We start from the raw sequence: 20,007 nt of genomic DNA on the forward strand, positions 1-20,007 counted from the left end.
TGCGTCAACGCCGGGCTATCGGCGGATCGTTACAGCTCTGGCTCAGCCTGCCGCGAGATGCAGGACGTTCTCGGCCTCCGGCTCGGCGACGCCGGCGAGGAACTCGTCGCCCCAGCGGCGGATATCGTTGTAATTGACGATATCGAACAGCTCACGCATCCGCGCACGGGCTTCGGATTTGGGCATGTTCAGCGCCAGGTAGCAGGTTTGTGCCAGGTCGGCGGTGTCGTGGGGGTTGGTCAGCAGCGCGCCCTTGAGCTCGGCTGCGGCGCCCGCGAACTCGGACAGTGCGAGCACGCCCTGGCCTTCGAGCAGACCCTGGGTGGCGACGAATTCCTTGGCCACCAGGTTGAGGCCGTCACGCAGCGGGGTGATCCACATGACGTCGGCCATGGCGTACCAGGCCACCACCTCGTCGAACGGGAAGCTGCGGAAGAAGAACTGCACCGGCGTCCAGCCGATCCGCGCGAAGCGGCCGTTGATGCGGCCCACGGCCTGCTCGATCTGCGATTGCAGCTCGTCGTAGATGGTCATCTCGCGGGCTGCCGGCACGCAGATGCTGACCAGCGTGATCTTGCCCAGCAGCTCGGGGTTGTCGGCCAGCAGGCGCTCGAAGGCCTGGAGTTTCTCGAGGATGCCCTTGGTGTAATCCAGGCGCTCCACCGACAGCACCAGCTTGATGCCGCGCAGCTCTTCACGCAGGTGCGCCATCTGCTTGCGGGTCTTGTCCTGGGCCAGGGCATTGCGTACACGGTCGATGTCCAGCCCCACCGGGTGAGCGCCAAGCTTGACTACGCGGCTGCCGGTGTCCACGGCGGTGGTCATGCGCTCCAGGCCCACGGCGCAGCCATAGGTGATGAAGCGCGGCGCGCAGTTCTGTCGGCTGATGGTTTGCAACGGGGTGACACCGCGGGCCACGTCGACGAAGTTCTCCACCTGGCGTGGAATGTGGAAGCCGATGTAGTCGCACTGCAGCAGGCTGCCGATGATCTGCCGGCGCCACGGCAGCACGTTGAATACGTCGGCTGAAGGAAAGTAGGTGTGGTGGAAGAAGGCGATACGCAGATCAGGGCGCATTTCGCGCAGGTAGCCCGGCACCATCCACAGGTTGTAGTCGTGCAACCAGACGATGGCACCTTCCGCGGCTTCCTTTGCCGTGCGTTCGGCGAAGGCGCGGTTGACCTTGAGAAACACCTGCCAGTCGTCCTCGTCGAAACGCGCACGCTCCCAGAAAGTGTGCAGGGTCGGCCAGAAGGCTTCCTTGGAGAAGCGCTTGTAGAAGATGTCGACTTCTTCCTTGCTCAGCGCCACCCTTGCAGCGGTGAGTTTGGGATAGCGTTCGGCATCCACCGTGGTATGGGTTTCGAAGGGCTCGTCGCCACCTTCGTCCACTGCCCAGGCAACCCAGGAACCGGGACGCGAATCGCCGAAGAAACTCATCAGCGTGGGAATGATGCCGTTGGGTGAAGTCGGCCGGCGGCGTTGCAGCTTGCCATCGACGCGGTGTTCCTCGTAGGGCAGGCGGTGATAGACCATCACCAGCTCGGCCCGGCCTGGTTTGGTGGCACTGCGTTTTTCCGCGGCGATACCGTGCTCGCCGAGGAAACCGAAATGCACGAATGCCTGAAGAATGCCGCCGCACCCTGAGCGATCCGCCTGCAGGATCCAGGATTGGTGCTCGGTGGCGCGCAGCAGGTTCGGTTCGGATTCGCCGACGCAGACACCTTTGTAGGTGCCGTCGAGCATGTTCAGGTCATTCAGGGTATCGCCACAGGCCAGTACCTGGTCTGCATCCAGTTCCAGCCATTCGACCAGCGCCTTGAGGCTGCTGCCCTTGTTGACGCCCTTGGGCAGAAAGTCCAGGTAGCGATCCGCGGAATACAGCAGGTCGCAACCTAGCGTTTCTGCCACCGCCGCCAGGGCCGGGTCGGCTGCCTGCTCAGGCGTGCAGAAGTAGGAGCAGCGGCGCGTCTGGGGCACGTCCTGACGCTCCAGGCCGAAGCCGTCCAGGGCCTGGGCCACCAGGCTTTCGCCCGGCCAGCGGGCATCGACCCGGCCCTGCAGCAGTTGGATCGGTTGCAAGGTGTCGCCATGCACGAAGGTGGCGCCTACGTCGGCGATGATGAAGTCCGGTTGCGGCAAGGTCGGGTCGGCCAACAGCGGTAGCACCGCTTCCAGGCTGCGACCGGTGACGTAGGCCAACTGAATTTCCGGGTGGGCGGCGATGGTTTGGTAAAGGCTCAGACGATCCTCGGGATCGCCAGCGAGAAAGGTTCCATCAAGATCGGTTGCAAGTAACATGCGCTGTCTCCCTGTCCATAAACAAAGTGGTGCAGTGACGCGCCGACATCAGCCGACGAGCAAAGTGGGCGCCTTGGTTGACGCCTCTGTTGTGTAGGCCAGTGCCTACGATGAGGTGACGACACGCTCCTGCGCATCGTCGGGGTTATCGTTGTCCGAGGCGTTGTCGTCGTCTGACGGCGGGGCGTCGGGCATCAGTTCCAGCACGGTATGGCTGGTGCGCAACATCGGCATGAAGTGCGCCTGCTCGCCGGCGACCAGGTCGCTGACGTGACGTAGACGATAGAAGGTGTAGGCCGCCAGCAGCCCCAGGGTAGCGGCGAAATACAGGGGTAGTGCGGCGGCACCGGTGTATTGCATCAGCACGCCGGCGAGCAGCGGCCCACATACGGAGCCGATGCCATTGACCATCAGCAGGCTGCTGGAGCCGGAAAGAATCTCGTCGCTGTGCAGCTGGTCGATCAGTTGCGCCACGGCGATGGGATAGATGGCGAACGACAGTCCGCCAAACACGAACATCAGTGCCAGCAGAGGGCGGCCAGCGGGTAGCAGGCTCATCAACAGGGCCACGACTACCGCCGCGCAGACGACCCAGAACAGCACCCAGCGCCGATCATGAGTGTCGGAGAAACGGCCGATCGGCCATTGCAGCAGGGCACCGCCGAGAATGGTCGCGCTCATCATCAGACCGACACCCGCAGCATCGAAACCGTTGAGGCTGGCATACACCGGCGCCATGCCCCAGAAGGCTCCAAGCGCCAGGCCGGAAAGGCCGGCAGCCGCGATGGCCAATGGGGCGATGCTGGCGATCTTGCGCAGGTTGGTGTGCAGGGTTTCCGGCACGCTGGGCTGTGGCTGGCGCGTGAGGGTGATGGGCATCAGCGCGGCACTGATCAGCATCGCAGCCAAGGCGAAGAGCAGGAATTCACCGGGATCGGCCAGGTTCAGCAATTGCTGGGCGGCGGCCAGAGCACCAAGGTTCACCGCCATGTACACGGCGAACATCTGCCCGCGCTTGTCGTTAGGTACCTGGGCGTTGAGCCAGCTCTCGATGACCATGTACAGGCTGACCAAAGCCAGGCCGTAGAGCACACGCAAACCGAGCCAGACCCAGGGATCGACGATCAGTACATGGAGCAGTGCGGTGATGGCGGCGAGGGCAGCACAAAAGGAGAACGCACGGATATGCCCAACGCGACGAACCAGCGGAATCGCTAGCCAGGTGCCAAGGAGAAAACCGACGAAGTACCCGGACATGATCAGTCCGAGCATCCCGGTGGAGTAGCCTTCGGCGACGCCACGCAGGGTCAGTAGAGTGTTGAGCAGACCGTTGCCAAGGAGGAGTAACGCAACCCCACCCAGCAACGAGCTGATAGGGGCAATCAAGGACCACATGGCGAACTACCCTAGGGAACTATGCAGGTGATAGCAAGCAGGAAGCGCGCCAGTGATCTTTGTGGTGGTTGGTTAACTATCTGATATATATGGTTTATTTTTATCGACGAACGGTCTTTGAATTTTTCGGGTCAGGGAATGGCACCATCGCAGGGCGTTGCCGAGCGATTTTTTCCCGTTTTGCGGGCATCTCACTTGCGTCCTTCAGCCACCTCGGCCACCTCATCGGTGCACGCTGCCATGATGAAATCATTGCGGTGCAGGCCCTTGATCGAGTGGCTCCACCAGGTCACGGTGACCTTGCCCCATTCGGTCAGCAGGGCGGGGTGGTGATTCTCCGTTTCGGCGATCTCGCCCACGGCGTTGGTAAAGTTCAGAGCGTGCTTGAAGGTGCGAAAGGTGTAGGCCCGTTCGAGCTGCATCACGCCATCGCGTACTTCGATGTTCCAGTCGGGAACCTGCTTCAGCAGTTCGGCCAGCTCGGTGTCGCTGACTTTCGGCGCATCGGCGTTGCAGGCTTCGCACTTGGCTTGCTTGAGATCGGTCATAGGGCGCTCCGTGATTCGATGACTGTGTCGTTCAGGTTTGTGTCCGTTCGTACGCCATTGGTGCTGCCTGATTGTCACGGCCGCTCAGATCCTTCTCTGGGAAGGTGCTCAATCGCCCGTGACGCGCGCTCCCCGGATTACGCCTGCGGTTAATCCAGACTACGGGGCTGGATGACTGCTATCGCATCGCCCGCAAGGCTAGGCGCCCCCGCAGCTCCTACATGGTTTTGTGGTGTTTGTGCGGCATTTTCCTGCTCTCACGCCGCCTTGGGCGGAAACTTCGGCGGATGCAGGCCCAGGCGCATGGCCTCCCGTACATGAGCCATGATGTCTTCCTGGGCCAGGGCGAACAACCGTTGCAGATTCGGCAGCACGAAATACAGCGGCTGCAGGATGTCGATACGGTAGGGCGTGCGCATGGTTTCCACTGGATCGAACGGCAAGCGTTCAGGCGCTGCGGATAGACAGTACACCGCTTCCTTGGGCGACGAGAGAATGCCGCCGCCGTAGATGCGCCGCCCGGCAGGTGTGTCGACCAGGCCGAATTCGATGGTCATCCAGTACAACCGGGCGAGAAATACGCGCTCCTGAGGGTTGGCAGCCAGGCCCAGGCGACCATAAGTGTGAGTGAATTCGGCGAACCAGGGATTGGTCAGCAACGGGCAGTGGCCGAATATCTCGTGGAAGATATCCGGCTCCTGCAGGTAGTCCAGTTCCGCTTCTGTGCGGATGAAAGTGGCCACCGGAAACTGCCGGTTGGCGAGCAGCTCGAAGAAGCGCTGGAACGGAATCAGTGCCGGTACCTGAGCGACCTGCCAGCCGGTCGCGGCGTGCAACACGCGGTTGATGTCGGGCAGTTGGGGAATCCGCTCGTGTGGCAGGGCGAGTCTGTCGAGGCCGTCGAGATAGGGTTGGCAGGCCCGTGATTCGATCACCTCGAGTTGCCGCTCGATCAGCGTCTGCCAGGTGCGATGCTCGACCTCGTCATAGTGGATAAAGCCGCTCGCGTCAGGCTGCCTGGCGACGTACTGGCTGGCTTTCATCTGGCAATCTCCCTGGCGCGTTACGGCTCGTCTCGAGGGGGCGGTAGGCATCTGTCGCAGCGCTCCATCCGTGATGGTTACGATGTCGGATATCGACTGGTGGGTTACGCGACGCGTTAAGACCGCTGCAGGAGCACGTCCTGTGACTGGCGTCGCTAACCTGCGCGGCCCGACCCACCCTACGGTGTGCAGCATGGCGCAGGCTGAGGATTGCGCGAGGCGCGTGCGCGACCCGTTCGAGCGCCATGGCCGAGGTTTTCGTAAAGAAAGGATTACGTCGCGCGCAAAACCTTGTCGTGGGCTCAGTCGAATCCACTAGACTGGCAAGAAACCTTGACGAAAATAACAAGAGCGGCCGTCATGCGTATCAAGATCCACTGCCAGAACCGTGTTGGAATCCTGCGCGACATTCTCGAACTGCTGGTCGACTACGGTATCAACGTCGCCCGTGGCGAAGTCGGGGGCGAGCAGGGCAATGCCATCTACCTGCATTGCCCCAACCTGATCAATCTGCAATTCCAGGCCCTGCGCCCCAAGCTCGAAGCCATCACCGGCGTGTTCGGCGTCAAGCGCGTGGGGCTGATGCCCAGCGAGCGCCGCCATCTGGAGCTCAACGCACTGCTTGGTGCGCTGGAGTTTCCGGTGCTGTCCATCGATATGGCTGGCAGCATCGTCGCCGCCAACCGGGCCGCCGCGCAGTTGCTCGGTGTGCGGGTGGACGAGGTGCCGGGTATCGCGCTGTCGCATTACACCGAGGATTTCGATTTGCCGGAGCTGGTGCGGGCCAACAGGTCGCGTATCAATGGCCTGCGGGTCAAGGTGTGTGGCGATGTGTTCCTTGCCGATATCGCACCGCTGCAAACCGAACACGATGAAAGCGAGGCCATGGCTGGCGCGGTGCTGACCCTGCACCGCGCCGATCGTGTCGGCGAGCGCATCTACCAGGTGCGCAAGCAGGAGCTGCGCGGCTTCGACAGCATCTTCCAGAGCTCGAAAGTGATGGCCGCGGTGGTACGCGAGGCGCGGCGCATGGCACCACTGGACGCGCCGCTGTTGATCGAGGGCGAAACCGGTACCGGCAAGGAACTGCTGGCCCGCGCCTGCCACCTGGCCAGCCCGCGGGGACAGTCGCCGTTCATGGCGCTCAACTGTGCCGGGTTGCCCGAGTCCATGGCCGAAACCGAGCTGTTCGGCTATGGCCCCGGCGCCTTCGAAGGCGCCCGCCCCGAAGGCAAGCTCGGCTTGCTGGAGCTGACTGCTGGCGGAACGCTGTTTCTCGATGCCGTCGCCGAGATGAGCCCGCGCCTGCAGGCCAAGCTGCTGCGTTTTCTCCAGGATGGCTGCTTCCGCCGGGTCGGCAGCGATGAAGAGGTCTACCTCGATGTGCGGGTAACCTGCGCCACCCAGGTAGACCTGTCCGAGCTGTGTGCCCGAGGTGAGTTTCGCGAGGATCTGTACCACCGCCTCAACGTGCTCAGTCTGCATATTCCGCCGCTACGCGAATGCCTGGATGGTCTGCAACCACTGGTCGAACACTTTCTCGACCGCGCCAGCCGGCAGATCGGTTGCCCTTTGCCGACCCTGGCGCCGACAGCATTGGAAAAGCTCGGTCGCTACCACTGGCCGGGCAATGTGCGGCAGTTGGAGAACGCGCTGTTCCAGGCGGTTTCGCTGTGCGAAGGAGGGGTGGTGAAGCCAGAGCATATTCGCCTGCCAGGCTACGGGGCGGCCCAACCGCTCGGCGACTTCTCCCTGGAGGGCGGGCTGGACGCTATCGCCGGGCGCTTCGAGAAGGCCGTGCTGGAGCGCTTGCACGGTGAGTTCCCGAGCAGTCGCCTGCTCGGCAAACGCCTGGGCGTGTCCCACACCACCATTGCCAACAAGCTGCGCGAGCATGGGATCGGGCGGGAAGGTCAGTAGCTATATTTCAACGAGCTCATGACGTTGCGTACTGGGCCGTGAAGGATGAATTGGGGCGCCCAGTGAGGCGTGGTCCGTAAACCCGTAGGGCGTATTAGCCGAAGGCGTAATCCGCCGCAAGAAAGCGGCATCATCGTGTTCCCAAACATCTACGACTCCCAACCAAACCCGCTATTCAGGCTTCTGGCAACAAGGTCGCAATCAACGCCCGCACGCTGCCCGGCAACGCTTCGAGGTCGCGTACCAGCATGCTGCGTTCACGTATCGCCCAGGGTTCGTTCAGTTCGATGGTATGCAGTTTCATGGTGCGGCGATGCCGGCTGGCGGCGGACTCGGGGATGATGCCGATACCGACGTTGGCTTCGACCATGCGGCAAATGGCTTCGAAGCTGGACATCTGGATGCGCAGCGACAGGGTGCCGCCGAGGGTTTCCACGTGTTCACGCAGGAAGGTCAGCAGGGTACTGCCGTCGTGCAGGCCGATGTGCTGGTACTGCAGGGTGTCGCGCAGGCTGACCTTGTCGCGGCCCGCCAGGGGGTGGTTGTCCGGCACCACCAGCACCAGGCGGTCGGTGCTGAAGTGCAGCACCTGCAGGCCGGCGGCTTCTACCGGGCCGGCGATGATGCCCAGATCCGCGCCGCCATCGAGTACGCCGCGCACGATATCGCGACTCAGGCGCTCCTGCAGATCCACGGTTACGCCAGGGCGACCGGCCAGGAAACCGGCCAGCACTTCGGGCAGGAATTCGGTCACTGCCGTGGTGTTGGCGAAGATGCGGATATGCCCTGCCGAGTCACTGCCGTATTCGGTGAACTCACTTTTCAGATAGTCGACCTGACGCATGATCAACCGCGCGTGCTGCAGCAGGCGCTGACCGGAGGGTGTCAGTTCCACGCCACGGCTGTCGCGGTACAGCAGGCGGGTGGCCAGTTGGCCTTCCAGTGCCTTGATGCGCGCGCTGGCCGCAGCGGGCGAGAGTGAGGCACGCCGTGCGCCCTGTGTCAGGCTAGGCGATTCGGCGATATGGATGAAGAGGCGCAGATCCGGCAGATCGAAGTGCATGGCGGAAAATCCCCGTAGGAGCCCGCTTGCGGGCGATACAAATTCTTGTCGCGACTCCAGCCTGGATTTCACCACCGCTATCGCCAGCAGGGTCAGGCATCCCCGCTGTTCCTGCAGCGCGTATCCAGCGAGTCATGTTTGCTGCGCGACAGACTACTTCCTACAAACTTGGTGTTCAGCATAACCGAACGCCGGCTTATGCAAATGCAAATTCACAGAACGATAAGCGAATTGCATGCTGGTAGCACATAACAAGACAGCTGGAACCCACCATGAGCGACTCTGCTTTTTCCGCCTGGATCGGCCGCACCGAAGAATCCCATGATCAACTGAGCCGCAACCTGGTCAAGCGCATCGCCGCGACCCTGGGCGAAGACACTCCCGCCCACGGCGAGGCCTTGCCGCCGCTGTGGCACTGGGCGTTTTTTCAGGATCCCATCGCCGAAAGCGCTCTGGGTGGTGACGGCCACCCGGCGCGAGGCGGCTTCCTGCCACCGGCGGACAACCGCAACCGTATGTGGGCCGGCGGCCGTGTCGAGTTCATCGCTGCGCTGCGGGTGGGCGGCGAGGCTACCCGCGTGTCGACCATCAAGCACATCGAAGAAAAGCACGGTCGTACCGGAGCACTGCTGTTCGTCACCGTGCAGCACGACTACCTGCAGGACGGCGAACTGGCCATCCGCGAAGAGCAGGATATCGTCTACCGCGAACCCAGCCCGCCCAAGAGCGGAGCTGGCGAAGCACTGCCGGCAGGCGATTGGCGCGAGGGTGTGGTGCCCAGCCCGACGCTGCTGTTCCGCTACAGCGCCGTGACCTTCAACGGCCACCGCATCCATTACGACTGGCCCTATGTCACTGGCACCGAAGGCTACGCCGGCCTGGTAGTGCATGGCCCGCTGATCGCCACGCTCAACCTGCGCGCCTTTCGCCGCGCCAACCCGCAAACCCGCCTGCGTCGTTTCGCCTACCGCGGTCTGCGCCCGCTGATCGCGCCCGAGCCATTCGAGGTGGCCGGGCGGATAACCGAGCCGGGCAAGGCGCAACTGTGGGCGGGCAACGAAGCCGGCATGGCCCAGCAGGCCGACGTGGAATTCGAATGACCGACGCTGAGTAGGGTGGATCACGCTTTACCGATCCACCAGGTGGCGTTTTGGTGAATGTAAAAAGCGACAGCTACACGCCCCGATCCACCCTACGGCTGAAGCAACAAGAACAATCGAGGAATCAAGATGACCCCGGAACAGAGCGAAGAACTGAATTTCATCCGCGAAGGCGTGCGTGGTCTGTGCGCCGAATTCCCCGCCGAATACTGGCGCAAGATCGATGAGGAAAAAGGCTTTCCGGAAGCCTTCGTGGCCGCCATGACCGAAGCCGGCTGGCTGTCGGCGATGATCCCGGAAGAATATGGCGGCTCCGGCTTGGGCCTGGCCGAAGCCTCGGTGATTCTCGAGGAAGTGAACCGCTGCGGCGGAAACTCCGGCACCATCCACGGGCAGATGTACAACATGTTCACTCTGCTGCGTAACGGCAGCGATGAGCAGAAAAGCTACTACCTGCCGAAGCTGGCCAGCGGTGAGCTGCGCTTGCAGTCCATGGGCGTGACCGAGCCGACCACCGGCACCGATACCACCAAGATCAAGACCACCGCCGTGCGCCAGGGCGACAAGTACGTGATCAACGGCCAGAAGGTGTGGATCTCGCGCATCCAGCATTCCGATCTGATGATCCTGCTGGCGCGCACCACGCCGCTCGCCGAAGTGAAGAAGAAGTCCGAAGGCATGTCGATCTTCCTGGTCGACCTGCGCCAGGCCATCGGCAACGGCCTGACCGTGCAGCCGATCGCCAACATGGTCAACCACGAGACCAACGAGCTGTTCTTCGACAACCTGGAAATTCCTGCCAGCAGCCTGATCGGCGAAGAGGGCAAGGGCTTTCGCTACATCCTCGACGGCCTGAATGCCGAGCGTACCTTGATCGCTGCCGAGTGCATCGGTGACGGCCGCTGGTTCATCGAAAAAGCCAGCGCCTATGCCCGCGACCGCGTGGTGTTCGGCCGGCCGATCGGCCAGAACCAGGGCGTGCAATTCCCCATCGCCAAGGCCCATATCGAGGTCGAGGCCGCCGACCTGATGCGCTGGCGCGCCTGCGAGCAGTACGACCGTGGCGAGAACGCCGGGGCCAGCGCCAACATGGCCAAATACCTGGCGGCGGAAGCCTCCTGGGCCGCGGCCAACGCCTGCCTGCAGACCCACGGCGGCTTTGGTTTCGCCAATGAATACGACGTCGAGCGCAAGTTCCGCGAGACCCGCCTGTACCAGGTAGCGCCGATCTCCACCAACCTGATCATGTCCTACGTGGCCGAGCACCTGCTCGAACTGCCACGCAGCTTCTGAGGAGTCGGTTATGAGCACGAATACCCAACAGCTCGCCGCGTTCCTCGCCGAGCTACGTTACGACGATCTGCCTGAAAGCGTTCTGGATCGCACCGAAGACCTGTTTCTCGACTGGCTCGGCTCGGCCCTGGCCAGCGAAGGTGCACGGCCGATTCCGCTGTTCGAAGCCTATGCGCAGAAGATGGGCCCGGCCGATGGCCCGGCGCGCATCCTGGTCAATGGCCGCGGCACCTCGGCGTACTTCGCCGCACTGGTCAACGGTGCTTCCTCCCATCTGGTGGAGCAGGACGACCTGCACAACAGCTCAGTGCTGCACCCGGCCACCGTGGTGTTCCCGGCGGCCCTGGCCGCAGCGCAGGATCTGGGCAAGTCCGGCCGCGAGCTGTTGCTGGCTTCGGTGGCCGGCTACGAGGCGGGCATTCGCATCGGTGAATTCCTTGGCCGTTCCCACTACCGCATCTTCCACACCACGGCCACGGTCGGCACCCTGGCTGCAGCCGTGGCGGTGGGCAAGCTGCTGGACTTCGACCAGAAGCAGTTCGTCCACCTGCTGGGTAACGCCGGCACCCAGGCCGCCGGGCTCTGGGAGTTCCTGCGCGACGCCGCCGACTCCAAGCAGTTGCACACCGCCAAGGCCGCCGCCGATGGCCTGCTGGCCGCGTACTTCACCGAGCAGGGCCTGACCGGCGCGCAGAACATTCTGGAGGGCGAGCAGGGCATGGCTGCGGGCATGTCCAGCGATGCCGACCCGAGCAAACTGTCGGATCGCCTCGGCAGCCGCTGGGCGCTGGTGGAAACCTCGTTCAAGTTCCACGCCTCCTGTCGCCACACTCATCCGGCCGCCGATGCGCTGCTGGATCTGATGCAGCGCGAGGGTCTGCGCCATGGCGACATCGCACAAGTGATCACCCATGTGCACCAGGGTGCCATCGATGTGCTCGGCCGTGTAGTGGTGCCGCAGACCGTGCACCAGGCCAAGTTCTCCATGGGCACCGTGCTTGGCCTGATCGCCGTGCATGGCAAGGCGCAGCTCACCGAGTTCGAGAACCTGTCGCTCACCGATGAGGACGTCGCCGAATTCAGAGGCAAGGTCAGCATGTGCCTCCATCCCGAGGTGGACGCCGCCTACCCGGCGCGCTGGCTGGGCCGGGTCGAGGTGGTGACCTGCGATGGCCGCACCTTGCACGGCGCCATCGATGAGCCCAAGGGCGATCCGGGCAACACGCTCAGCCGCGTCGAACTGGAAGACAAATTCCGTCGCCTGCTGGCATTCGCCGGCAAGCGCAGCAGCTTTGATGCGGGTGAGCTGATCGCCAAGGTCTGGCGCCTGCGTGAGACGGATGATCTGAGCAACCTGGTCTGAGCGAGGAAACGGACATGAACAACGCACAACAACCCCGGCCCCTCGACGGCATCACCGTGGTCAGCCTGGAACACGCCATTGCGGCGCCGTTCTGCACCCGCCAGCTTGCCGACATGGGCGCTCGGGTGATCAAGGTCGAGCGCCCCGGTAGCGGCGACTTCGCTCGCGGCTATGACGAGCGTGTCAATGGCCTGGCTTCGCACTTCGTGTGGACCAACCGTTCCAAGGAAAGCCTGACCCTCGACCTCAAGCAGGACGGTGCCGGCGATGTACTCGACAGCCTGCTGGAAAAGGCCGACGTGCTGGTACAGAACCTGGCACCGGGGGCGGCGGCGCGCATGGGCTTGTCGTTCGAGGCGCTGCACGAGCGTTTTCCCAAGCTGATCGTCTGCGACATTTCCGGCTACGGCGAAGGCGGCAGCTACGAGAAGAAAAAGGCCTACGACCTGCTGATCCAGAGCGAGGGCGGCTTCCTGTCGGTCACCGGCGGAGCAGACGACGATCAACTGGCCAAGGCCGGGTGCTCCATCGCTGATATCGCCGCCGGCATGTACGCCTACAGCAGCATCCTCTCGGCGTTGTTGCTGCGCGGCAAGACCGGCCTGGGCAGCCGAATCGACGTGAGCATGCTCGAGAGCCTGGTCGAGTGGATGGGCTATCCCCTGTATTACGCGTACGACGGTGCCACGCCGCCGCCGCGTGCCGGGGCCGCTCACTCGACCATCTACCCCTACGGCCCGTTTCCCGCCGGTGACGGCGGCACGGTGATGCTCGGCCTGCAGAACGAGCGCGAATGGCAGGCCTTCTGCGAGCTGGTGCTGTTGCAGCCGGAGCTGGCGACCGATGAGCGTTTCTCGGCCAACTTCAAGCGCTCGGCCAACCGCGAGGCGCTGCGCGCGATCATCGTTGAAACCTTCGCTGCACTCAGCGCCGAGCAGGTGATCGAGCGACTCGAACAGGCGCAGATCGCCAACGCCCACGTCAATGACATGGCTGGTGTCTGGGCTCATCCGCAGCTCAAGGCCCGCGACCGCTGGCGCCAGGTCGGCAGCCCGGCCGGCACGCTGCCCGCACTGCTGCCGCCAGGCAGCAACAGCGCCTTCAGCCCACGCATGGATGCCGTACCCGGATTGGGCGAGCACACCGAGGCGTTGTTGGCGGAGCTGGGCTACAGCGGTACGGCGATCACCGGCCTGAGAGCCAGCGGAGCGATCTGACACGTTGTCCACGATTTTGCGGGCTGGACAGTTGGAGTTGGCCATTGCAAGGCGGGAACGGACGTAGGATGGGTGAAACCCATCGGTATATTGATGGGTTTCACCCATCCTACGAGCTAAAGCACCTCCCACAGTCACAGGGTGTAGGGTGGACAACGCTCTTTTTGTCCACCATTGCGAGAGCGGTGGACGGATAAAGCGTCGTCCACGAATGGCCGCTGCGCCTTTCTGCAGTCGTACATCGTGAACAGTTTCAACCCTATTTCCCATTGACCCCATGGGGCCAGGAAGCAGTCTTTATGAGCACACCCATTGTCCGTTCCGCCCTGTTCGTCCCGGCCTCCCGGCCGGAGCGTATTCCCAAGGCCCTGGCCAGCGGTGCCGACGCGGTCATCGTCGACCTCGAGGACGCCGTGCAGGAAAGCCTCAAGGTCGAGGCCCGGGCCAACCTGGATGCCTTTCTCGGCGGCCATCCCCAGGCGCGGCTGCTGGTACGCATCAATTCGCCCGAGCATGCCGGGCACGCTGAAGATATCGCCTTGTGTCAGCGCCATGCCGGCGTTGTCGGCGTACTGCTGCCCAAGGTCGAAAGCGCCGCCCAGGTGGCGCGGGTCGCAGACGCCGGCAAGCCCATATGGCCGATCATCGAAAGTGCCCGCGGCCTGCATCACCTGTCAGACATTGCCGCTGCGGCAGGTGTCGAGCGGCTGTCGTTCGGGGGACTGGATCTGGGTCTCGACCTGGGGCTGAACAGCGGCACGGCGGCAGCCGAGCGTATTCTCGATCAGGCCCGTTACGCAGTTCTGCTGCACAGCCGTCTGGCCAATCTGGCCGCGCCGCTGGATAGCGTATTTCCCGCCATCCAGGATCAGGCCGGTCTCGACCGCGCCAGCCGTGACGCCCGCGATATGGGCTTCGGCGGGCTACTGTGCATTCATCCCAGCCAGGTCGCCGTGGTGCATCAGGCCCTGGCGCCTTCTGCTGAAGAGTTGGCCTGGGCGCGTCGGGTATTGCAGGCCGGCGAAGGCGGCGACGGTGTTTTCGTGGTCGATGGGCAAATGGTCGATGCGCCCGTTGTCGGCCGCGCCAGGCGTATCGTGGCGCGCGCCGGAGCGCTGGCTTAGCTGGCCTGGAGGAAGGGCGAGCGTTCGGAGATACCGAACGCGCCTATGCGCAATGGTGAATTCCGCGGAGGGAGCCGCGCGTTGTAAACAGTAGTACGCAGCTCGAATAGCTACCTATCAACAAAAACAAGATGAGGTACAACCATGCTCAAGCTTTCCCTTAAAGCGCTGGTCTGCGCTGTAGCCGTTTCCGTAGCCGTTTCCGTAGCCGGTCTGGCCCAGGCTGCCGACGCCAAGCCGGCGGCTCCCATCAGCATCAAGTTCGCCCACGTGGTGGCCGAGCACACGCCCAAGGGGCAGGGCGCGCTGCTGTTCAAGAAGCTGGCCGAGGAGCGCCTGCCGGGCCGGGTCAGGGTCGAGGTGTACCCCAACTCGTCGCTGTTCGGCGATGGCAAGGAAATGGAGGCCCTGCTGCTCGGCGACGTGCAACTGCTGGCTCCATCCCTGGCCAAGTTCGAGCATTACGCCAAATCGATGCAGATCTTCGACCTGCCGTTCCTGTTCGACGACATGGAAGCCGTTGACCGCTTCCAGGGCAGCGCCGAGGGCAAGGCCCTGCTCACCAGCATGGAAGGCAAGGGCATCACCGGCCTGGCATACTGGCATAACGGTCTGAAGCAGCTGTCGGCCAACAAGGCGATGCATGAGCCGAAGGATGCTCGCGGACTGAAGTTCCGCGTGCAGGCCTCCGCCGTGCTCGACGAGCAGTTCAAGACCCTGCGTGCCGCGCCGCGCAAGATGAGTTTCGCCGAGGTCTATCAGGGCCTGCAGACCGGGGTGGTCAACGGTACCGAGAACACCTGGTCGAACTACTTCAGCCAGAAGGTGCATGAGGTGCAGCCGTTCTTCACCGCATCCAACCACGGCCTGATCGATTACATGGTGATCACCAATACCAAGTTCTGGAACGGTCTGCCCGAGGATATACGCAGCGAACTGGACAAGGTCATGGTCGAGGTCACTGCCGAGGTGAACCGCCAGGCCGACGCGCTCAACAACGAAGCCCGCGCCGCCATCGTCAAGGCTGGTACCAGCGAGATCATCGAACTGACCCCCGAAGAGCGGGAACAATGGCGCGAAGCCATGCGCCCGGTGTGGAAGAAGTTCGAGAACGATATCGGAGCTGACCTGATCAAGGCCGCCGAGGCATCCAACCAGGCGCAGTGATCGATTGTCGCTCAGCCAGCATCGGAGGCCGCTTCCATCAGGAGGCGGCCTTTTTTTGGACTATGTCCCACACATGTATTGCCTTCATCCACCGCCCAAACCTTCCCCGCCATCCGCGCCTGGATCGAGCGTGTGGCCAGCCACCCGGGCCATGCGACCATGCTGGGCTGATCAGATACGTTCCTGATGGTCATTGCCGGGCTGCGTCCTTGGGGCGCAACGCTGCCGCCACATTAACGGGCTCAGCCCTGTTTCGCGGCGAAAGGTGCGGGTGAAGTGCGACTGGTCGCAGAAACCGTGGGCGTGGGCGATATGCGTCAGGGGCGCCTCGGTAGCCAGCATCATCTCCCTGGCGGCCTCTATACGTTTGCGCGCGACATAGGCCAGGGGCGTAATGCCGAAGGTCTGTTTGAACACATGTGAAAAGTGGCTGCTGCTCAGGCTGAGCTGGGCGGCCAGGTCGCAGGTGCGAATGGGGTCTGCGAGCTTCTGGCTGATGTATTGATCCAGGCGGCGTGCCTGCCAGTGGGTAAGACCACCTCCGGCATGGCGAGCACCGCACTCGCTGCAGTTGTTCGCCTGGCGTAACAGCTCCATGGCCTGGTCGAGGTAGAAGTAAGCGCTTTGCGTGTCCTCCTGCAGCGCCGTTGCGGCATCACCGAGCAATTTGGCGACTCGTGCAAGCATCTGCGGGTCTCGCCCGGCTTGATGCAGGCAGGGCGGGATTGCGCGAAATTCTCCGAGCGAGCCCATCTGGAAGCCTCCTTGTCTGACTGGATGCAAAGCATGCGCGGTGCCATTGGCGACGCACAGCTCACAAGGAGGGGTAGGGTGGCAGCACTAAAGTGGGGTTCCGACTTCGAGGATCCCGCGTTGCACGGCGATGGCCACGGCGTGGGTGCGATTGTTGGCCCTGAGCTTGTCCATGATCACGCGCATATGGCCCTTGACCGTGTCTTCGGTGATGCGCAGTTGCAGCGCGATATCGCGATTGGAGTAACCGACGGCTGCGGCTTGCAATACCTCCACTTCGCGCGGGCTGAGGCACTGCTGGCCGATATGTTCAGCCAGATCGGCGGCGATTTCCGGGGGAATGTGGCGTTTGCCGGCGGCCAGTGTGCGGATGGTCTCCACCAGTTCCTTGCGCAGGCTGCTTTTCAGCAGATAGGCCTGCGCGCCCGCCTGAATCGCGTGCAGGGCGCGCACGTCGCCGCGGTAGGTGGTGAGGATGGCGATGCGCGCATCCGGGCATTCGCCACGAATCGCCAGGATGCTCTCGATGCCGTTCATGCGTGGCATCTGCAGATCCATCAGGGTGACGTCCGGACGCAGCCGGCGAAAGCACTCCAGCGCCTCCCGGCCATCGCCCGCTTCGCCGACCAGGTCGATGTCCGCCTGCCCGGCGAGCACTGCGGCGATGCCTTCGCGTAGCAGGGGGTGGTCATCGGCGACCAGGACGCGGATGGGGTTGGCGGCTGTCATGGGAGCGAGTTCCTGATCAAGCGTTTCCAGTTTAGCCAACGCCGGGCGCGAGGGTGCGGCTGGCGGTAGGCCAGTGGCCCGGCCAGGGTCATCTGCACCTGGCAGCCGCGTCCGGAAGCACTGTTAATATTCAATGTGCCGCCGATCTTGGCGGCGCGTTCGTACATACCCTTCAGGCCCCAATGGTCGACGGGTTCTGCGCCTTGCAGGTACTCGGCAAGCATACCGCGACCATCATCGCTGACCCGCAACGAGAATTGACGGGGGTTGTACTCGAGCTGTACGCGCACGGTACTGGCCATGGCATGGCGAAAGGCATTGCTGACGGCTTCACGGGCGAGTTGGCAGAGTTCGTCATGCACCACCGGGTGCAATGCGCAGGGTGCGCCTTCGATCTCTACCTGGTAGCGGGTGCCGGGGTGTTCGTGCAGGTGTTCGAACTCGCGCAGGATCTGCGGCAGGTCGGTCGAAGCGTCTTGGGCGTGACGCAGATTGCGTACCCGCTCGCGGCCTTCGGCGATCACCTGGTCGGCACGATCCAGGGCGTTTTCCAGTTTGCGCCGCGCCGGTTGCTCGACAGGAAGACTGTCTGCAGCGGCCTGCACATGCAGAACCAACCCCTGTACTCCTTGCAGCAGTGTGTCGTGCAGTTCGCGGGCGATGCGTTCGCGCTCGTCGTGGCGCTCTTCCAGGCGCGTGCGCAGGCGTTCGGCTGTCCGCTGCATATTGCTGCGGTAGAACAGATGCAGCGTAGCCAGCACGGCCAGGCCCAGGGCCAGGATGAAAAGGGGATGGCGGTAGAACACCTGGTCGATGCTGAAACTCAATTCGGCATCTTGCTCGCTAGGTATTCCATCCTGGTTGAGCGCGCGTACGCGAAAGCGATAGGTTCCGGCGGGTAAGCCGGTATAGATCGCCGCACGCTGTCGCCCGGCGGAATGCCAGTCGCTATCGAAGCCATCGAGGCGGTAGAGAAAGTGCAGGCCTTCGGGAGTGGACAGGCTCAAGGCGCCATAGCCGATGACCAGGCGCTGACTGTTGGCTCGCAATGTAGGGGAGGTTTTCAGCGGGATCGTTTCGCCGTCGACGATCATCGACTCGATCCGCACCTTGGGGGGAGGGGTGTTCTGCTCCACCCTATCCGGGTTCAAACCGAGCACGCCATTGCGGGTCACGAACCACAGTTGGCCCTGGGTGGTGCGCACGGCAGTCGGCAGGGCGAGCACCTGCTGCGGGTCATTGGCCAGCCCACCTTGCAGGTCGTAGGTTCGATAGCGGATGTAGTGTCGAGGGTCGTTCAGGGCGCGCCCGATTTCTTCGGCCGGCAACTGAAAGACGCCGCCCTTGCTCTGCAGCCAGAGGTCTTCGCCGTGCTCGCCGGTAACGGGAATGATGGCGTAGATGTTGTCGAACAGGCCGTTACTGGTCAGTGGCAGGGTCTGGAAGCGTCTGCCATCGAAACGTGCCAGGCCCCGTTGGCCACCGAACCAACTGTGATCCGCCAGGTGGGCCATCGCCGTCACATGGCCGATATCCAGGCCATCGGCGCTGCCCCAGTGGCGCTCGCCCTGGTCATCATGGCTGACGATCAGGTTGTCGCGGTAGCCGAACCAGCGTCGACCGTCAGGCGCGAGGGCAGAGCTCACCGGCATCTGCTGTGAGGGGTTGTCGCTTGGTGCCGGTAGCTGCTGCCACTGGTCGTGGCGCAGGACGTAAAGGCCCTGACGGTTCAGCGACAGCCAGGGCATGCCCTGGCGATCGACCAGCAGGGTACGCACCGACGAGTCCAGGTTGCGCTCGACGGGCAGGGTGGAGACCTTCTCCAGCTGGTTGCCAGTGCTACGCCAGATACCTTCGGGGCCGGCCAGCCAGACCGAGCCTGTCGGATCTTTGCTGATCGCGCTGATCGGCGTTTGCAAAGGCAGATAATGCAGGTTGTCGTTGTCCATACGCATGACCGGCAGGTTGCTGCTTGCGGCCCAGAGGTTGCCGTCGTCGTCAGCGGCCAGTGCCAGGTTGTGCGCGTTGGCAGGAAAACCTGCGGGCTGCAGCGGGCGTTCGCGCAGGCGATCGAGACCCTTCTGCGTGCCGATCCAGAGGCTGCCTTCGTCGTCTTCGAGCAGGGGCCAGGCGACGTCGGAACTGAGCCCGTCGCGCGAGGAAAATCGCTCACTGAACGTAAACCCCCTGGCGTCATGGTCGTTGGGCCTGGCCACATGCATTAGGCCGCCGCCAACCGTGCTCAGCCACAGACAGCCATGGAGATCGAAGAGCATGGCGTTGACCACCTCGCCGATGGCGATACGAGTCGCCTGTGCTTGGGGTCTATCCGTCTCGACCCGGAGCAACGTCTCGCTGTCGCGCTCGATCAGCCACAGGGCTCCATCGGGGGCCTGGGCCATCTGCCGGGTGCGATTGCTGTGAATGCCGCTGTCGCGCAGTACCTGCGTGCCGGGATCCAGATAGTAGAGGCGCTGTTCGTCGGCGACCCAGAGCCTGTCGCCGCTATCGACGAACAGGCTATAGGCGTTCTTGCCGAGGAAGCCGCTATCGCTGCTCAGTTGTTCCCAGTGTTTGCCATCGAAGCGCATCAGGCCGTCGTTGGCCGCCGCCCACACTCGGCCGTCCGACGTTTGCGCCAGGGCATAGATCACGCCGAGGGCCAGATCGAATGCGCGCGGTTGCTCTTCCTGCGAGGTGATCAGGCGTATGCCGCCATTGCGCAGCCCCACCCACAGCCCGGCGTCGCCGGCCAGCAGGCTGGAGACGATGCCCGGATTCTGGCCATCCGGTGTGCGATAGCTGGTGAAGTTGAAACCGTCGAAACGGTAGAGGGAGTCGTGGGTGCCCAGCCACAGATAACCGTCATGGGTTTTGGCCAGCGCACCGATCTGGCTGGGGCTGTCGTCGTTGAGAGTCCAGCGGCGATGTTCCAACTGTTGTTCCAGTGCGCTTCTGTCGGCTTGTGCCGGGACACTGAAAAGCAGCAGG

General features: G+C 63.3%; 15 protein-coding genes. 7 read left to right on the forward strand and 8 right to left on the reverse strand.

What is annotated here, in order from left to right:
• Nucleotides 1-42: 42 nt before the first annotated feature.
• The 4 genes from ggpS to phhA all read right to left on the reverse strand — a co-directional run bounded on the left by ggpS (nucleotide 43) and on the right by phhA (nucleotide 5,287).
• On the reverse strand, nucleotides 43-2,301 hold the full coding sequence (gene ggpS / locus DNK10_RS19940; protein WP_131192755.1) for a glucosylglycerol-phosphate synthase: 2,259 nt from the start codon (nucleotides 2,299-2,301) through the stop codon (nucleotides 43-45).
• A 105-nt stretch (nucleotides 2,302-2,406) separates the two neighbouring features.
• Nucleotides 2,407-3,696, reverse strand: a complete 1,290-nt coding sequence (locus tag DNK10_RS19945; protein ID WP_131180359.1) for an MFS transporter — start codon at nucleotides 3,694-3,696, stop codon at nucleotides 2,407-2,409.
• 191 nt (nucleotides 3,697-3,887) lie between these two features.
• The gene (locus DNK10_RS19950; RefSeq protein WP_131192756.1) at nucleotides 3,888-4,244 is read right to left on the reverse strand and encodes a 4a-hydroxytetrahydrobiopterin dehydratase; all 357 of its coding nucleotides are present in this window, start codon (nucleotides 4,242-4,244) and stop codon (nucleotides 3,888-3,890) included.
• A 257-nt stretch (nucleotides 4,245-4,501) separates the two neighbouring features.
• Entirely contained in the window at nucleotides 4,502-5,287 is a 786-nt protein-coding gene (phhA, locus tag DNK10_RS19955; RefSeq protein WP_131192757.1) for a phenylalanine 4-monooxygenase, read from the reverse strand.
• Nucleotides 5,288-5,647: 360 nt separating this feature from the next.
• Between phhA and DNK10_RS19960 the strand changes: the two genes are divergently transcribed.
• Entirely contained in the window at nucleotides 5,648-7,207 is a 1,560-nt protein-coding gene (locus DNK10_RS19960) for a sigma-54-dependent transcriptional regulator (RefSeq protein WP_131192758.1), read from the forward strand.
• Between the two features lie 175 nt (nucleotides 7,208-7,382).
• On the opposite strand, the gene DNK10_RS19965 is transcribed toward DNK10_RS19960, so the two are convergent.
• The gene (locus tag DNK10_RS19965) at nucleotides 7,383-8,270 is read right to left on the reverse strand and encodes a LysR substrate-binding domain-containing protein (protein WP_131180355.1); all 888 of its coding nucleotides are present in this window, start codon (nucleotides 8,268-8,270) and stop codon (nucleotides 7,383-7,385) included.
• Nucleotides 8,271-8,542: 272 nt separating this feature from the next.
• On the opposite strand from DNK10_RS19965, the gene DNK10_RS19970 reads away from it, so the two are divergent.
• From DNK10_RS19970 to DNK10_RS19995, 6 genes are all read left to right on the forward strand, one after another.
• Nucleotides 8,543-9,370 carry an HTD2 family dehydratase gene (locus DNK10_RS19970; RefSeq protein WP_131192759.1) on the forward strand — a complete coding sequence of 276 codons (828 nt, stop codon included), beginning with the start codon at nucleotides 8,543-8,545 and terminating at the stop codon, nucleotides 9,368-9,370.
• Nucleotides 9,371-9,499: 129 nt separating this feature from the next.
• A complete protein-coding gene (locus tag DNK10_RS19975) occupies nucleotides 9,500-10,663 on the forward strand; it encodes an acyl-CoA dehydrogenase family protein (protein WP_131192760.1) in 1,164 nt (387 codons plus the stop codon).
• Between the two features lie 10 nt (nucleotides 10,664-10,673).
• Complete coding sequence (locus DNK10_RS19980) at nucleotides 10,674-12,026, forward strand: MmgE/PrpD family protein (RefSeq protein WP_131192761.1); 1,353 nt, start codon at nucleotides 10,674-10,676, stop codon at nucleotides 12,024-12,026.
• Between the two features lie 14 nt (nucleotides 12,027-12,040).
• Nucleotides 12,041-13,243, forward strand: a complete 1,203-nt coding sequence (locus tag DNK10_RS19985; protein WP_131180351.1) for a CaiB/BaiF CoA transferase family protein — start codon at nucleotides 12,041-12,043, stop codon at nucleotides 13,241-13,243.
• Between the two features lie 299 nt (nucleotides 13,244-13,542).
• On the forward strand, nucleotides 13,543-14,367 hold the full coding sequence (locus DNK10_RS19990; RefSeq protein ID WP_131192762.1) for an HpcH/HpaI aldolase/citrate lyase family protein: 825 nt from the start codon (nucleotides 13,543-13,545) through the stop codon (nucleotides 14,365-14,367).
• A 144-nt stretch (nucleotides 14,368-14,511) separates the two neighbouring features.
• The gene (locus tag DNK10_RS19995) at nucleotides 14,512-15,534 is read left to right on the forward strand and encodes a TRAP transporter substrate-binding protein (RefSeq protein WP_131192763.1); all 1,023 of its coding nucleotides are present in this window, start codon (nucleotides 14,512-14,514) and stop codon (nucleotides 15,532-15,534) included.
• Nucleotides 15,535-15,705: 171 nt separating this feature from the next.
• Here DNK10_RS19995 and DNK10_RS20000 read toward each other — a convergent pair whose 3' ends face one another.
• The 3 genes from DNK10_RS20000 to DNK10_RS20010 all read right to left on the reverse strand — a co-directional run bounded on the left by DNK10_RS20000 (nucleotide 15,706) and on the right by DNK10_RS20010 (nucleotide 19,952).
• Nucleotides 15,706-16,221 carry a helix-turn-helix transcriptional regulator gene (locus tag DNK10_RS20000; RefSeq protein WP_208738842.1) on the reverse strand — a complete coding sequence of 172 codons (516 nt, stop codon included), beginning with the start codon at nucleotides 16,219-16,221 and terminating at the stop codon, nucleotides 15,706-15,708.
• A gap of 153 nt (nucleotides 16,222-16,374) precedes the next feature.
• Nucleotides 16,375-17,016 carry a response regulator gene (locus tag DNK10_RS20005; protein WP_131192765.1) on the reverse strand — a complete coding sequence of 214 codons (642 nt, stop codon included), beginning with the start codon at nucleotides 17,014-17,016 and terminating at the stop codon, nucleotides 16,375-16,377.
• A complete protein-coding gene (locus tag DNK10_RS20010; protein WP_244216291.1) occupies nucleotides 17,013-19,952 on the reverse strand; it encodes a sensor histidine kinase in 2,940 nt (979 codons plus the stop codon). The genes DNK10_RS20005 and DNK10_RS20010 overlap by 4 nt, the downstream gene beginning before the upstream one ends.
• Nucleotides 19,953-20,007 lie beyond the last annotated feature (55 nt).

The organism is Phytopseudomonas daroniae, assembly GCF_004327275.1.
GTDB classification, from domain to species: domain Bacteria; phylum Pseudomonadota; class Gammaproteobacteria; order Pseudomonadales; family Pseudomonadaceae; genus Aquipseudomonas; species Aquipseudomonas daroniae.